The organism is Streptomyces sp. ISL-10, assembly GCF_018614575.1.
Lineage (GTDB): Bacteria > Actinomycetota > Actinomycetes > Streptomycetales > Streptomycetaceae > Streptomyces.
Genome location: NZ_JAGGOJ010000005.1, coordinates 47,865 through 62,017, shown reverse-complemented (window position 1 = coordinate 62,017; position 14,153 = coordinate 47,865). Strand labels below are relative to the sequence as shown.

Below are 14,153 nucleotides of genomic sequence, written 5' to 3'. Positions count from 1 at the left end.
CCTTCCGTGATTGCTTCTGTCCTTGTCGCGAACCGCGGGGAGATCGCCTGCCGCGTCTTCCGCACCTGCCGTGACCTCGGGGTCGCGACGGTCGCGGTCCACTCCGACGCCGACGCCTCGGCCCTGCACGTCCGCGAGGCGGACGCGGCGGTGCGCCTGCCGGGCGCGGCGCCCGCGGAGACGTACCTGCGCGGCGACCTGATCGTGAAGGCGGCACTCGCGGCGGGCGCGGACGCGGTGCACCCGGGCTACGGGTTCCTGTCCGAGAACGCGGACTTCGCACGCGCCGTGCTGGACGCGGGCCTGATCTGGATCGGCCCCCCTCCCGAGGCCATCGAGGCGATGGCGTCGAAGACACGGGCCAAGGAGCTGATGGGCCTTCGGCCTCTGACCGACGTCACCGAGTCGGACCTGCCGGTCCTGGTGAAGGCGGCGGCGGGCGGCGGCGGCCGGGGGATGCGGGTGGTCCGGTCCCTGGCCGCGCTGCCCGGGGAACTGGCGGCGGCGAGTTCGGAGGCGGCGTCGGCGTTCGGCGACGGCGAGGTGTTCGTCGAGCCCTACGTGGAGGACAGCCGCCATGTGGAGGTGCAGATCCTCGCCGACACGCACGGGACGGTGTGGGCGCTGGGCACCCGGGACTGCTCGCTCCAGCGTCGCCACCAGAAGGTCATCGAGGAGTCCCCCGCGCCGGGGCTGCCGGCGGAGCTCGTCGAATCCCTGCACACCCAGGCCGTACGGGCCGCCCGGGCCGTGGGCTACACCGGTGCGGGCACGGTGGAGTTCCTGGTGGGCAGGGACGGGCGGACCCACTTCCTGGAGATGAACACCCGCCTCCAGGTGGAACACCCCGTCACCGAGGCCGTGTTCGGCATCGACCTGGTGGCGCTGCAACTGAGCGTGGCAGAGGGCGCCGCGCTGCCGCCGGCCCCGCCCGAGCCCGCGGGCCACGCCGTTGAGGCACGCCTGTACGCGGAGGACCCGTCCTCCGGATGGACCCCGCAGACAGGTGTGCTGCACACCCTTGACGTGCCGGGCGACGCTCCGGCCGTCCGCGTCGACACCGGGTACGCCGCCGGCGACACCATCGGCGTCCACTACGACCCCATGATCGCGAAAATCGTCGCCTGGGCGCCGACGCGCGACGGGGCCGTCCGCCGGCTCGCCCACGCCCTGCGGCGGGCACGGGTGCACGGGCCCGTCACCAACCGGGACCTGCTCGTACGCTCGTTGGAGCACCCGGACTTCGCCGCGGCACGGCTCGACACCGGCTTCTACGAGCGACACCTCGACGAGCTCACCGCCCCCGCACCCGGTGAGCCGCACGCCGCCGTCGCGGCCGCCCTCGCTGAGGCCGCCGCACGCGGCGGACGGTTCGGCGGGGCATGGCGCAACCTCGCCTCCCAGGACCAGGTCAGGACCTACAACGGCCATGAGGTCCGCTACCGACCCGCCCGCGGCGGCGGTTACGAGCTGCCCGCCGCCCCCGGCGTGCGCGCCGTCCAGGTGAGCGCGTCCCGGGTCCGGCTGGAGGCCGACGGGGTCGTACGGGCCCACGACGTGGCCGTGCACGGCGCCACCGTGTACGTCGACACCCCCGTCGGCGCCCATGCCCTCACCGCCCGCCCCCGGTTCACCGACCCCACCGACCGGGCCGAGCCCGGATCGCTGCTCGCGCCCATGCCCGGGACGGTCGTGCGCGTAGGGGACGGCGTCCACGAGGGCGCCCGGGTCGTCCGGGGACAGCCGCTCGTCTGGCTGGAGGCCATGAAGATGGAGCACAGGATCGTCTCACCCGCCTCCGGCACGCTCACCGCGCTCCACGCCCACCCCGGCCGCCAGGTCGAGGTCGGCGCCCTGCTCGCCGTCGTGGCGGACGTCGTAGCGGACGCGGTATCGGGCGCCGTATCGGAAACCGTTCAGGACTCGGACGTACCGGAAGCCCAGGAGGACACAGCGCCATGACCCTCATCGAGAGCCAGGAGCACCAGGACCTGCGCGCCGCCGTCGCCGCGCTCGGCAGGCGGCACGGCCAAAACTACGACCGCGCCACCCTCTGGGCCGAGGCCGGCAAACTCGGCTACCTCGGCGTGAACCTCCCCGAGCAGTACGGAGGCGGAGGCGGCGGCATCAGTGAACTGTCCATCGTGCTGGAGGAGTCCGGCGCGGCCGGCTGCCCCCTGCTGATGATGATCGTGTCGCCCGCGATCTGCGCCACCGTCATCGCCCGCTTCGGCACCGAGGAGCAGAAGCGCACCTGGCTGCCGGGCCTCGCGGACGGCAGCCTGACCATGGCGTTCGGCATCACGGAACCCGACGCGGGGTCCAACTCGCACCGGATCACGACCACGGCCCGCAAGGTGGGCGACGGCTGGTCGCTCACCGGCCGCAAGGTCTTCGTCTCCGGTGTCGACATCGCGGACGCCACCCTGATCGTCGGACGGACCGAAGACGCCCGTTCGGGAAAGCTGAAGCCCTGCCTGTTCATCGTTCCGCGTGACGCCGAAGGCTTCCACCGTTCGGCGATCGACATGGAACTGCAGGCGCAGGAGAAGCAGTTCGAGCTGGTGCTCGACGATGTGCGCCTGTCCGCCGAGGCGCTGGTGGGTGGGGACTGTGCAGGAGAGGACGCCGGTCTGCTCCAGCTGTTCGCCGGGCTCAACCCCGAGCGCATCATGACCGCCGCGTTCGCCATCGGGATGGGCCGCCACGCCCTCGCCAAGGCCGTCGCGTACGCCAAGGAGCGCCAGGTCTTCCAGACCCCCATCGGCGCCCACCAGGCCATCGCCCACCCCCTCGCCCAGGCCCACGTGGAGCTGGAGCTCGCGCGGCTGATGATGCAGAAGGCCGCGGCCCTGTACGACGCCGGTGACGACGTCGCCGCGGGAGAGGCCGCGAACATGGCCAAGTACGCGGCGGGCGAGGCGTGCGTGAAGGCCGTCGACCAGGCCGTGCACACCCTCGGCGGCAACGGGCTGACCCGCGAGTACGGTCTCGCCAAGCTGATCACCGCGGCCCGGGTGGCCCGAATCGCCCCGGTCAGCCGCGAGATGATCCTGAACTACGTGTCCCACCAGTCCCTGGGGCTCCCCAAGTCCTACTGACAGGCGACATCCTGGCCGTCCGTACCCACGCCGAGGGGGCCGCAATGGTGTTCCGCGTCTTTCGCAGCAGTTACGCAGATGTCCCGGCCGTCGTCGCACCCATCCACGAGGCCGTGCTGGGACGCGCCGCCGAGTACGGCGACACGGTCGCCCTCGTCGACGGCGCGAACGGCGCCACCGTCACCTACCGGCAGCTCGACGCCTTCCACCGCCGCATCGCCGCCGCGCTCGCCGACGCCGGGCTCGTCAAGGGGGACGTGCTCGCCCTGCACAGCCCGAACACGGTCGCCTACCCGGCCGTGTTCTACGGGGCGACACGGGCAGGCGCGGCGGTGACCACCGTCCATCCGCTCGTCACCGCGGAGGAGTTCGCGAAGCAGCTGCGCGACTCCTCCGCCCGCTGGATCGTCACCGTCTCGCCGCTGCTGGAGGTCGCACGCCGGGCCGCCGAACTCGCCGCCGGGATCGAGGAGATCTTCGTCTGCGACCGCGCCGACGGGCACGTCGGTGTCGTCGACATGCTGGCCTCGACCGCGCCCGAACCGCAGGTCTCCATCGACCCGTCCGAGGACCTGGCGGCCCTGCCGTACTCGTCGGGCACGACCGGCGTCCCCAAGGGCGTGATGCTCACCCACCGGTCCATCGCCACCAACCTGGAGCAGCTGGCCCCGTTCATCCCCATGGGCCCCGGCGACCGCATCCTGGCCGTATTGCCCTTCTTTCACATCTACGGGTTGACCGCCCTGATGAACGCTCCGCTGCGACAGGGCGCGACCGTCGTCGTCCTGCCCCGCTTCGAGCTCGACACGTTCCTCTCGGCGATCCAGGAGCACCGCATCAGCGGTCTGTACGTCGCCCCGCCGATCGTTCTCGCGCTCGCCAAGCACCCGGCGGTCGCGAAGTACGACCTGTCGTCCCTGGAGTACATCGTCAGCGCGGCCGCCCCGCTGGACGCCCGCCTCGCCGAGGCGTGCTCGCGCCGGCTCGGCCTGCCGCCGGTACGGCAGGCGTACGGGATGACCGAGCTGTCCCCGGGCACGCATGTGGTGCCGCTCTCGGCGCAGAACCCTCCACCGGGGGCCGTGGGCCTGCTCCTGCCGGGCACCGAGATGCGCATTCTCGCCCTCGACGGCTCCGGCGAGGACGCGGGCCCCGGCGAGGACGGTGAGATCGCCATCCGCGGCCCGCAGGTGATGAAGGGCTACCTCGGCCGGCCCGACGCGACCGCCGCGGTGATCGACGCGGACAGGTGGGTCCACACCGGGGACGTCGGACGCGTCGACGAGGACGGCTGGCTGTTCGTCGTCGACCGCGTCAAGGAGCTCATCAAGTACAAGGGCTTCCAGGTCGCCCCGGCCGAACTGGAGGCGCTGCTGCTCACCCACGAGGCCGTCGCGGACGCGGCCGTGATCGGCGTCGTCGACGAGGACGGCAACGAGATGCCGAAGGCGTACGTCGTACGGCAGCCGGGCGCCGAGACCCTGACCGAGGACGACGTCACGGCGTTCGTCGCCGAACGCGTCGCGCCGTACAAGAAGGTCCGCCGCGTCGAGTTCACCGGCGGCATCCCGCGCGCCGCGTCGGGGAAGATCCTCCGGCGCGAGCTCAGGGACCGCGAGAACCGCTCCGAGGAGTAGACCCCATGCCGATCCGCACCGACCACGACCGTGGCATCACCACCCTGACGCTGGACAGCCCGGACACGCGCAACGCGCTGTCCGCGCGGCTCGTCGACGAGCTGGCCGAGGCGCTCGCCGGGTGCGGCGACGACGAGGCCGTAAGGGCCGTGGTGCTCACGCACACCGGCACCACGTTCAGCGCGGGCGCCGACCTGAAGGCGCCGCCGAGCCCGTACACGTTCGTCGCCCTGCTGCGGCGGATCGTGACGCTGCCCAAACCCGTCGTGGCGCGGGTCGCGGGCCATGTGCGGGCCGGCGGGCTCGGCCTGGTCGGGGCGTGCGACATCGCGGTGGCGACGTCGGCATCGGACTTCGCGTTCACCGAGGTGCGGATCGGGGTGGCTCCCGCGGTGATCTCGCTGCCGCTGCTGCCGCGGATGGACCCCCGGGCCGCCGAGCGGTACTACCTCACCGGGGAACGGTTCGACGCCGCCGAGGCGGCACGCAGCGGATTGCTCACGCTCGCCGCGGCCGATGTGGACCAGGCGCTGGCGCCGCTGGTCGAGGGGCTGCGCAGAGCGTCGCCGCAGGGCCTGGCGGCGTCCAAGCGGCTGGTCACGGCTAGGGTGCTGGCAACCTTCGACCGGGACGCGGAAGACCTGGTGCAGCGTTCGGCGTCGCTCTTCGCGACGCCCGAGGCGCGGGAGGGGATGACGGCCTTTCTGGAACGACGGGATCCCGCATGGGTGTTGTGACGCCGCCGTCGGCGGCGAAGGCGCCGAAGCAGGACCGCAGCCGGGCGACCCGGCAGCGGCTGCTGGAGGCCGCCGTGGCGTGCCTTGCCGAGGTCGGCTGGGCGGGCTCGACCGTGTCGGTGGTCGCCGAGCGCGCCGGCGTCTCCCGCGGCGCGGCGCAGCACCACTTCCCGACCCGGGAGGACCTGTTCACGGCCGCCGTCGAGTATGTGGCGGAAGAGCGCTCGCAGGCGCTCAGGTCACTGCCGACCGAGGACCGCGGGCAGGTCGTCGCCGCCCTCGTCGACCTCTACACCGGCCCCCTGTTCCGGGCGGCGCTGCACCTGTGGGTGGCGGCGTCGAACGAGGAGCAGCTACGGCCCCGGGTGACGGAACTGGAGGCGCGCGTCGGCCGGGAGACCCACCGCATCGCGGTCCGGCTGCTGGACGCCGACGAGTCCCGTCCCGGCGTACGCGAGACCGTCCAGGGCCTGCTGGACATGGCCCGCGGCCTGGGCCTGGCCAACCTCCTCACGGACGACGCGGCCCGGCGGGAGCGGGTGGTGGCCCAGTGGGCGGCGCTGGTGGACGAGGCGCTGGGCGGGTAGCGGGGCGTGGTCGCCGGGGCCGGGCCTCGGCCCGCGACGCATCTGCACCCGCCGGGCCCGCGACGCATCTGCACCCGCTGGGCCCGCGACGCATCTGCACCCGCTGGGCCCGCGACGCATCTGCACACGCCCGGGTATGCAGTTCGGCGGCACCGCCGGGGTGCGCGCCCCTCCGGCACGCGCACCCCGGGCCGGCGTCAGCCCGCGAGGTCCGCCAGGGCCTCGTAGCCCGAGATCTCGCGCGGGCTGCGCGCGCCCGGGCCCACGTAACGCGCCGACGGGCGCACCAGGCGGCCCGTGCGCTTCTGCTCCAGGATGTGCGCCGACCAGCCCGCCGTACGGGCACAGGTGAACATCGACGTGAACATGTGCGCCGGGACCTCGGCGAAGTCCAGCATGATCGCGGCCCAGAACTCCACGTTCGTCGCCAGCACCCGGTCCGGACGGCGGTTGTGCAGCTCCTCCAGCGCGGCCTTCTCCAGCGCCTCCGCCACCTCGAAGCGCGGCGCGCCCAGCTCCTTCGCCGTACGGCGCAGCACGCGCGCCCGCGGATCCTCGGCGCGGTAGACACGGTGGCCGAAGCCCATCAGACGCTCGCCCTTGTCGAGGGCCTGCCGGACGTACGCCGCCGCATCGCCGGTGCGCTCGATCTCCTCGATCATGCCCAGCACGCGCGAGGGCGCGCCGCCGTGCAGCGGGCCCGACATCGCGCCCACGGCACCGGACAGGGCCGCGGCCACGTCGGCGCCGGTGGAGGCGATGACGCGGGCGGTGAACGTCGAGGCGTTCATGCCGTGCTCGGCAGCCGAGGTCCAGTACGCGTCGACGGCCTTCACATGCTTGGGGTCCGGCTCGCCGCGCCAGCGGATCATGAAGCGCTCGACGACCGACTGGGCCTTGTCGATCTCGCTCTGCGGGACCATCGGCAGGCCTTGTCCGCGCGCCGACTGGGCGACGTACGACAGCGCCATGACGGCCGCGCGGGCCAGGTCGTCACGGGCCTGCGCCTCGTCGATGTCCAGGAGCGGTTTGAGGCCCCACACCGGGGCGAGCATGGCGAGCGCGGACTGGACGTCGACGCGGATGTCGCCGGAGTGGACCGGGATCGGGAAGGGCTCGGCGGGCGGCAGGCCGGGGTCGAAGGCGCCGTCGACGAGCAGTCCCCACACATTGCCGAAGGAGACGTGCCCGACCAGGTCTTCGATGTCGACGCCCCGGTAGCGGAGCGAGCCGCCCTCCTTGTCCGGTTCGGCGATCTCCGTCTCGAACGCGATGACTCCTTCGAGTCCAGGTACGAAGTCGGACATCAGGCGGCTCCTCGAGATGTGTACGACAAGGTGTGCACGGGTGTGCGGGTGCCGTGTGCACGGCGGGGGCGGTCACCCCGGTGATGCCCCGTGCGGTCGGTGGTCACCCAACCGCCGGGAAGGCAGGCACGATATCCCCTGCTGTATGAAGGCCACAGTGGCCCGACCCAAGATTTTGGCGGGTCTCCCCGATGCGGGGAAGCGTGACATCCGGCACACTGCCGCAATTCGGTTCGGAAGGATTGGCGGCACTCCGTGCCGGGCAAACTGCGGCCTGCGGCAGGATGTCACCGTGACCGACCATGCCGCCCACGATCCCGCAGGCCCGCGCCGCTCCGAGCCGGACCACCCCGCCCCGGGCGTGACCGTCTCCGGGCTTCCCGCGCCGGACCCGGCCGCGACCGACCTCGTCGTGCCCGACCCCGCCGTCATGCGCGAGCAGTACCGCTCCACCCCGCTGGACGAGTCCGCGCTGGCCGACGGGCCCATGGAGCAGTTCTCCCGCTGGTTCGCCGAGGCCGCGGCCGCGGCGCTGCACGAGCCCAACGCCATGATCGTCTCCACGGCGACGCCCGCCGGCCGGCCCTCCTCGCGGACGGTGCTGCTCAAGCAGTACGACGAACGCGGCTTCGTGTTCTTCACGAACTACGGCTCGCGCAAGGGGCGGGAGATCGACGCCAACCCGCATGTCTCCCTGCTCTTCCCCTGGCACCCGCTCGAACGCCAGGTGGTCGTCATCGGCACCGCGTCCCGTATCGGCCGCGAGGAGACCGTCGCGTACTTCCGCACCCGCCCGTACGGCTCCCAGCTCGGCGCCTGGGCCAGCGAGCAGTCGTCGGTGATCGGCTCGCGCGCCGAACTGTTGCGCCGCTACGAGGAACTGTCGGCCCGCTACCCGGTGGACGCACAGATCCCGGCGCCCGAGAACTGGGGCGGCATCAGGGTCGTGCCGGACGAGGTCGAGTTCTGGCAGGGCCACGAGAACCGGCTCCACGACCGCCTGCGCTACGTGCGCACGGACGGCGGCTGGCGCGTGGAACGCCTCGCGCCCTAGGCGTACGGCCCTACAGCCCCTTCGCGACGTCGAGTGACGTCTCCACCGCCGCCGGGGTGTCCGCCACCGGGAAGTGCACATGCCGCACGGCGCGCTCCCGGTCGACCATCGGCACCGCGCGCTTGAGCCGCAGGGCCTGGCGGGCCCGGAAGGTCGGCAGCCGCAGCGCCGCCGCGAGCGCGGCGTCCATGTCGGACAGCAGCGGAAAGGGGATGTCCTCCTCGTCGGCGAACCGGCGCTGCTCGTCCGGGCGCTGGGTGCTGACGCCGCGCACGACCACGCCCGCCGCGGTGAAGTCGCCGTACGCGTCCCGGAAGAGGCGGTTCTCCAGGGCTCAGCCCACCGTGCCGGGGATCTCCGCCCAGCCGTCGGCCAGGGGGCGGCCGCCCGGTGGCCGGGTAGCAGAACAGGACGGTCCTTCTTCAGGGCCGCACGGTCACCGCACGGGCAGGCTGAGCCTGGCCTGAGACCTCTTGTGCACGCCCGGGACGCAGACGACCCGTGGGCCTTGGTCCCTCCGTCCGGACGGAGGGAGCCGGCCGGACTCACCGGCGGCCCACGGGTCGGGTGACTGCTTGGGTTTCGGCAGGTGGCCTGCCGAGGTGCACAGAGTGCGACGGCAGGCCGTTAGCCCGCAGTCACCTCACGAGTCCGAAAAGAAACCATTTTTTCGGATCACCTCCTTTCGCGTGTGCCCACACTTTAAGAACTGCCGCCGAGCGGTTCAAGGGAATAAGACAACTCGTTGGTGCGAGCCGTTCCTGGCCGGAAATGGTGGGGCCGCGGCCTCCGGGACGGGCGTTTTCGGGGAACGGTGTGTGTTCTGTGTCACGTTGAAGTTGAATGGGCTGAGGTGCATCAGCACACATGGACACGTCCTGCAGGGGGTGCCGGGATGAGTGCTTCCAGGAGTGAGATCACCGACGCGGTCGGGTCCGGGGAGCCCGAGCCCGGGTCGGGGACCGCCGGGCCGCCCGGTGCGGACCTGCTCGCGGCGCTGCTCGACGGCATGGACGCCGCCCTGTGCGCGTTCGACGCCGAAGGGACCGTCACGCACTGGAACCGCGAGGCGGAGCGCATTCTGGGCTGGACCGCCGAGGAGGCCGTGGGGCGGCGCGGATTCGCCGGCTGGGCGGTGCGCCGTGCCGACGCGGACGAGGTGCAGGAGCGGCTGATGGCCGCGATGGCCGCGCCGGGCCGCCAGGTGCACGAGTTCGCGCTGCTGCGCAAGGACGGGGGCCGGGTCCTGGTGCGCACCCAGTCGGCGCGGGTGCTCGGCGCCGACGGGAAGGCGGCAGGGGTGTACTGCGCGTTCAGCGAGGTGCACGCCCAGATCGATCTGGAGCGGTCCATCGCGCTGAGCGAGGCGCTGTTCGACGACGCGTCCTGGGGTGTCGTGCTCGTCGATGTGGACCTGCGTCCGGCCGTGGTCAACGCCGAGGCGGCGCGGGTCCTCGGCGCCGGCCGGGCGACCGTGCTGGGCCGGCCGCTGGGCGAGCTCGTCTCGCATGGTGTCGAGGAGCTTGAAGGCGCGCTGCACCATGTGCTGGCGGAGGGCGCGCCGCGCGGGCTGGTGGATCTGTGGGTGGGTGTCACGACACCGGAGGGTGAGCGCCGGCGCTGTTGGCGCAGCGGGTTCCTGCGGCTGGCCTCGCCGCTCGCCGAGGAGCCGGTGCCGCTCGGGGTGGGCTGGCTGTTCCACGATGTGACGGACGTGAAGCTGGCGGAGCAGGAGGCGGACCGGCTGCGGTTCCGGTCGGGCCAGCTGCACCGGGCGGGCCGGGCGGCCGCCGAGTGCGAGGACCCGCTGGAGGCGGCGGCCGTGCAGTTGGACTTCGCGCTCGCCGGGTTCGCCGATCATGCGCTGCTGGACCTGGCGGAGGACGACGGGCGGCGGCTGGTGCGTGCGGCGGCCTCGCCGGCGGGCGCGTCGGGTCCGTCGGCGGCCGCGGGCGGCGGGCTCCCGGTGCGGTACGAGCCGGGGCATCCGGCGTTCCAGGCGGTCGAGCGCATGGGGTCGTTGCGGGCGAGCGCCGGTGCCGAGGCGACGGCGGGGGACTGGGCGGAGCGCCGTCAGTGGCCGAGGGATGTGGCGCACGCGCTGTGCACGGCGCTGCGCAGCCGGGGCCGGACGGTGGGTGTGCTGACGTTTCTGCGGACCGTGAACCGCCCGGCGTTCGAGCGGCCGGACGCGGTCTACGCGGAGAGCGTGGCGGCCCTGGTGGCGACCTCGCTGGATCTGGCGCAGGCGACGGAGCAGGGAGAGCAGGGGGAGCCGCCGCGGTAGTGCGGCGTGCGGCGAGGGGTGTGTACCCGACCGCGCCGCGGTAGTGGGCGACGGCCGCAGTCGCGTACGACTGCTCAGCGCCGCCTCAGTGGCGGTAGAAGATCCGGTCGCGGTACCGGTCCATCACCCGGCCGTTCCACTCGTGCCCGCCGTCCACGTTCCCCGAGCGCAGCAGCGGGGGTTCGATGCCGCGCTCGGTGAGCTGCTCGGCGGCGGCGGCCGTCATGGCCTGCATCAGCGCGCTGGTGACGACGGTCGACGCGGGCGCGAAGGGTGCCTCGATGCCCTCGTGCGTCAGCTCCGCGTCCCCGATCGCGATCTTGGAGTCGACGACGATGTCGCAGTGGTCCTTGAGGAAGGTGCCGGAGGCGTGGCGCGAGGTGGTCTCCCGCGTGTACGCGACGGAGGTCACCCCGATGACGGTCAGGCCCAGCGCGCGGGCGTTCATCGCCATGTCGACGGGCAGGGCGTTGCGGCCGGACAGGGAGATGATCACGAGGACGTCGCCCGCCGTGGCGGGGCTGGAGTCCAGGACGGCCGCTGCGAGGCCGTCGACGCGCTCCAGGGCGGAGCCGAGCGTGGCGGGCATGACGTCGATGCCGACGGTGCCGGGCACGGCCAGCAGGTTCATCAGGGCCAGGCCGCCGGCCCGGTAGACGACGTCCTGTGCGGCGAGGGAGGAGTGTCCCGCGCCGAACGCGAACAGCCGGCCGCCTGTGGCGACGGCGTCCGCGAGGGCGGACCCGGCGGCCGCGATGTTCGCGGACTCCTCGTCCCGTACGCGCTGCAGCAGACCGATCGCGGCGTCGAAGAACTGACCGGCCAGCTTGCTCTCGCTCATCGCCGGGCCCTTTCCGAAGGGTGGGAGGTGGGTGGAAAAGTACGAGTGCGTGACGGCCCGGGAACATCCGTGCCGTCGATCACGTTGCGGTCTGGACCATTGTGCTGTCAATACGGGCTCCGCCCGCGCGGCACGGTTGTCCACGGGATGCGCAAGAATTGAGCCGGGGCCGCAGCGCACGAATTCTTCGAGGGGCACGTATGTCCGGACTGATCGACACGACGGAGATGTATCTCCGCACCATCCTCGAGCTCGAAGAGGAAGGTGTGGTGCCCATGCGGGCCCGTATCGCGGAACGGCTGGACCAGAGCGGTCCGACGGTCAGCCAGACGGTGGCCCGGATGGAGCGGGACGGCCTGGTGACGGTGGCGGGCGACCGTCATCTGGAGCTGACCGGCGAGGGCCGCCAACTCGCGACGCGCGTGATGCGCAAGCACCGGCTCGCCGAGTGTCTGCTCGTCGACGTGATCGGCCTGGAGTGGGAGCAGGTCCACGCCGAGGCGTGCCGCTGGGAGCACGTGATGAGCGAGGCGGTGGAGCGCCGCGTGCTGGAGCTGCTGCGCCACCCCACGGAGTCGCCGTACGGGAATCCGATCCCGGGCCTGGAGGAGTTGGGCGAGAAGGCGGAGGCCGACCCGTTCCTGGACGACAGCATGGTGTCGCTGGCCGAGCTCGACCCGGGCACGGACGGCAAGACGGTGGTCGTGCGGCGGATCGGCGAGCCGATCCAGACCGACGCCCAGCTGATGTACACGTTGCGCAGGGCGGGCGTGCAGCCCGGCTCGGTGGTGAGCGTGACGGAGTCGCCGGGCGGTGTGCTGGTGGGCAGCAGCGGGGAGGCGGCGGAGCTGGCGGCGGAGATCGCCTCGCACGTCTTCGTGGCGAAGCGCTGAGGCGCGCGCCCGGGTGACCGGGTGGCAGACCGTGTCGGGCGGTCCTGGAGCTGTGTGCTCCGGGGCCGCCCGCGGTGCGTCCAGGACTTGCGCCGGTGCTGAATCCGTTTTTCGTCCGGAATGGCAGCGGCCGGGCGAATCGCGTGCCACTCTGAAGCCGAGGCATATGACCACGGCCCGGGGAGGGGAGCCAGGGTGATGCGCCGCCTGCCGTACGTCCCGCATGTCCTGACGCATGTCCTGACGTGGAGGGGTCCCGACGCCCAAGGGCGCCGGGACCTGTCCTCCCCGGTGCTGACCCGGAGCCCCGAGCTCCCAGGGTCATTCCCCTCGGACCGTTTTCCCCGAGCGGCCCGCCTCCCGCAGGAAATCTCCCCTCGGCAGCGCCGTCCAATCCCTTGGTCCGGTCACTCGAACGAGGGGTGTTGCGCGCCAGAACCGCGTCTTCGAATACAAGTTCGATAGTCTGGCGTCGTCTCGACAGAGCCATTCGATCCCGGGGGAGAAAAGGGGGTGCCAGGCCAGATGGTGCGGCGCATCGATGTGACCGGAGCCGGCGGCGTGCGCCTGGCTGCCTGGGAGTTCGCGGACTCGCCCAAGGGGCGCGGGGAGCACGAGAGCGCGCCCGGGGTCTTACTGCTCCACGGCCTCATGGGCCGCGCCTCGCACTGGGCGCCCACGGCGCGGTGGCTCGCCGAGCGGCATCGCGCGTTCGCCCTGGACCAGCGCGGCCACGGCCGCAGCGAGAAGCCGGCCGACGGGCCGTTCACCCGCGAGGCGTATGTGGCGGATGCGGAGGCTGCCGTGGAGCAGCTGGGGCTGGCTCCGGTGACCCTGATCGGCCACTCCATGGGAGCGCTGACGGCCTGGCAGCTGGCGGCCAGGCGCCCCGATCTCGTCCGCGCGCTGATCATCTGCGACATGCGCGCGTCGGCGCTGGGCGTGGCGTCCCAGCGCGAATGGGAGGACTGGTTCCGCTCCTGGCCGGTGCCGTTCGCGACGCTGGCCGATGTGCGCAAGTGGTTCGGCGAGGACGACCCCTGGGTGGAGCGCCCGAACCCGGCGCGCGGCGAGTTCTTCGCCGAGGTGATGGCCGAGCGGGCGGACGGCTGGCGTCCGGTGTTCTCTCGCCGCCAGATGCTCACGTCCCGCGAGACCTGGGTCTTCCACGCCCACTGGGAGGAGCTGGCGCAGGTCCGCTGCCCGACGCTGGTGGTGCGCGGCCTCGACGGCGAACTGGGCCGCGCGGAGGCGCAGGAGATGGTCCGCGTGCTCCCTTTCGGGCAGTACGGGGAGGTCCCCGACGCGGGCCATCTCGTCCACTACGACCACCCGGAGGGCTGGCGCGCGACCATCGAGCCGTTTCTGGAGGGGGTCCTGACGGCGTGACATGCGCCGCGGCCGGCGCACCGGGCGCGGCACTGTCGCGCCGTATGGCAGGCCCGACGGCGTGAGCAGCTGCATGTGGTCCGGGGCAGGGTGACCTCGGCAGATGCCCACGTCCGCGCCGGACCTGGCGGTGCCGTGTCCGCCGCGGACGGCGAGCGCCCGGCTCCGGCGGCCGGTGCGGCACTCGGGGCGAGTCGGCCCTGGCTGTCAGGGCGCACGGTGCGACTTGGCATTTGCTCCGACTGCCTGCCCCAAGCGCTGCTGCGCGCCCGCAGGAGCAGGCGGCGGGTATGCGGAAGGCCCCGATCCTGCGATCGGGG

The 14,153-nt window shown here is 72.7% G+C and carries 12 protein-coding genes; 9 read left to right on the top strand and 3 right to left on the bottom strand.

The features are described 5' to 3' along the window. The first annotated feature begins 6 nt into the window (after window positions 1–6). The 5 genes from J7E88_RS05150 to J7E88_RS05130 are packed head-to-tail and all read left to right on the top strand — an operon-like array spanning window position 7 to window position 6,062. The gene (locus J7E88_RS05150) at window positions 7–1,962 is read left to right on the top strand and encodes a biotin carboxylase N-terminal domain-containing protein (RefSeq protein WP_215177753.1); all 1,956 of its coding nucleotides are present in this window, start codon (window positions 7–9) and stop codon (window positions 1,960–1,962) included. Continuing rightward, window positions 1,959–3,101 (top strand): acyl-CoA dehydrogenase family protein, encoded by a 1,143-nt coding sequence (locus J7E88_RS05145; RefSeq protein ID WP_215177751.1) that lies wholly within the window; start codon window positions 1,959–1,961, stop codon window positions 3,099–3,101. The genes J7E88_RS05150 and J7E88_RS05145 overlap by 4 nt, the downstream gene beginning before the upstream one ends. Window positions 3,102–3,145: 44 nt before the next feature. Further along, window positions 3,146–4,738, top strand: a complete 1,593-nt coding sequence (locus tag J7E88_RS05140) for a 4-coumarate--CoA ligase family protein (protein WP_215177750.1) — start codon at window positions 3,146–3,148, stop codon at window positions 4,736–4,738. Between the two features lie 5 nt (window positions 4,739–4,743). Then, window positions 4,744–5,475, top strand: coding sequence for an enoyl-CoA hydratase family protein (locus J7E88_RS05135; RefSeq protein ID WP_215177747.1), 732 nt, complete (start codon window positions 4,744–4,746; stop codon window positions 5,473–5,475). Beyond that, the gene (locus J7E88_RS05130; RefSeq protein WP_215177746.1) at window positions 5,463–6,062 is read left to right on the top strand and encodes a TetR/AcrR family transcriptional regulator; all 600 of its coding nucleotides are present in this window, start codon (window positions 5,463–5,465) and stop codon (window positions 6,060–6,062) included. The genes J7E88_RS05135 and J7E88_RS05130 overlap by 13 nt, the downstream gene beginning before the upstream one ends. Before the next feature lie 197 nt (window positions 6,063–6,259). Here J7E88_RS05130 and J7E88_RS05125 read toward each other — a convergent pair whose 3' ends face one another. Beyond that, on the bottom strand, window positions 6,260–7,369 hold the full coding sequence (locus J7E88_RS05125; protein ID WP_215177744.1) for a citrate synthase 2: 1,110 nt from the start codon (window positions 7,367–7,369) through the stop codon (window positions 6,260–6,262). A 430-nt stretch (window positions 7,370–7,799) separates the two neighbouring features. Between J7E88_RS05125 and pdxH the strand changes: the two genes are divergently transcribed. Beyond that, a complete protein-coding gene (gene pdxH / locus J7E88_RS05120) occupies window positions 7,800–8,423 on the top strand; it encodes a pyridoxamine 5'-phosphate oxidase (protein WP_215178178.1) in 624 nt (207 codons plus the stop codon). A gap of 10 nt (window positions 8,424–8,433) precedes the next feature. Here pdxH and J7E88_RS05115 read toward each other — a convergent pair whose 3' ends face one another. Then, on the bottom strand, window positions 8,434–8,703 hold the full coding sequence (locus J7E88_RS05115) for a redoxin domain-containing protein (RefSeq protein WP_308307306.1): 270 nt from the start codon (window positions 8,701–8,703) through the stop codon (window positions 8,434–8,436). Window positions 8,704–9,318: 615 nt separating this feature from the next. On the opposite strand from J7E88_RS05115, the gene J7E88_RS05110 reads away from it, so the two are divergent. Further along, window positions 9,319–10,710: a PAS domain-containing protein gene (locus J7E88_RS05110; RefSeq protein WP_215177742.1), complete on the top strand. Its 1,392-nt coding sequence runs from the start codon at window positions 9,319–9,321 to the stop codon at window positions 10,708–10,710. 85 nt (window positions 10,711–10,795) lie between these two features. Here the strand turns inward: J7E88_RS05110 and J7E88_RS05105 are convergent, their stop codons facing one another. Then, a complete protein-coding gene (locus J7E88_RS05105) occupies window positions 10,796–11,551 on the bottom strand; it encodes an SIS domain-containing protein (protein WP_215177741.1) in 756 nt (251 codons plus the stop codon). Between the two features lie 200 nt (window positions 11,552–11,751). Between J7E88_RS05105 and J7E88_RS05100 the strand changes: the two genes are divergently transcribed. Both J7E88_RS05100 and J7E88_RS05095 read left to right on the top strand, forming a co-directional pair. Next, complete coding sequence (locus tag J7E88_RS05100; protein WP_215177739.1) at window positions 11,752–12,444, top strand: metal-dependent transcriptional regulator; 693 nt, start codon at window positions 11,752–11,754, stop codon at window positions 12,442–12,444. Between the two features lie 525 nt (window positions 12,445–12,969). Beyond that, window positions 12,970–13,833, top strand: coding sequence for an alpha/beta fold hydrolase (locus J7E88_RS05095; protein WP_215178175.1), 864 nt, complete (start codon window positions 12,970–12,972; stop codon window positions 13,831–13,833). Window positions 13,834–14,153: the final 320 nt, after the last annotated feature.

Bases quoted from the DNA above. Each gene is read 5' to 3' on its own strand.
- J7E88_RS05145 (WP_215177751.1), top strand. From the start codon at position 1,959: ATGACCCTCATCGAGAGCCAGGAGCACCAGGACCTGCGCGCCGCCGTC.
- J7E88_RS05140 (WP_215177750.1), top strand. From the start codon at position 3,146: ATGGTGTTCCGCGTCTTTCGCAGCAGTTACGCAGATGTCCCGGCCGTC.
- J7E88_RS05135 (WP_215177747.1), top strand. From the start codon at position 4,744: ATGCCGATCCGCACCGACCACGACCGTGGCATCACCACCCTGACGCTG.
- J7E88_RS05130 (WP_215177746.1), top strand. From the start codon at position 5,463: ATGGGTGTTGTGACGCCGCCGTCGGCGGCGAAGGCGCCGAAGCAGGAC.
- J7E88_RS05125 (WP_215177744.1), bottom strand. From the start codon at position 7,369: ATGTCCGACTTCGTACCTGGACTCGAAGGAGTCATCGCGTTCGAGACG.
- pdxH (WP_215178178.1), top strand. From the start codon at position 7,800: ATGCGCGAGCAGTACCGCTCCACCCCGCTGGACGAGTCCGCGCTGGCC.
- J7E88_RS05110 (WP_215177742.1), top strand. From the start codon at position 9,319: ATGAGTGCTTCCAGGAGTGAGATCACCGACGCGGTCGGGTCCGGGGAG.
- J7E88_RS05105 (WP_215177741.1), bottom strand. From the start codon at position 11,551: ATGAGCGAGAGCAAGCTGGCCGGTCAGTTCTTCGACGCCGCGATCGGT.
- J7E88_RS05100 (WP_215177739.1), top strand. From the start codon at position 11,752: ATGTCCGGACTGATCGACACGACGGAGATGTATCTCCGCACCATCCTC.
- J7E88_RS05095 (WP_215178175.1), top strand. From the start codon at position 12,970: ATGGTGCGGCGCATCGATGTGACCGGAGCCGGCGGCGTGCGCCTGGCT.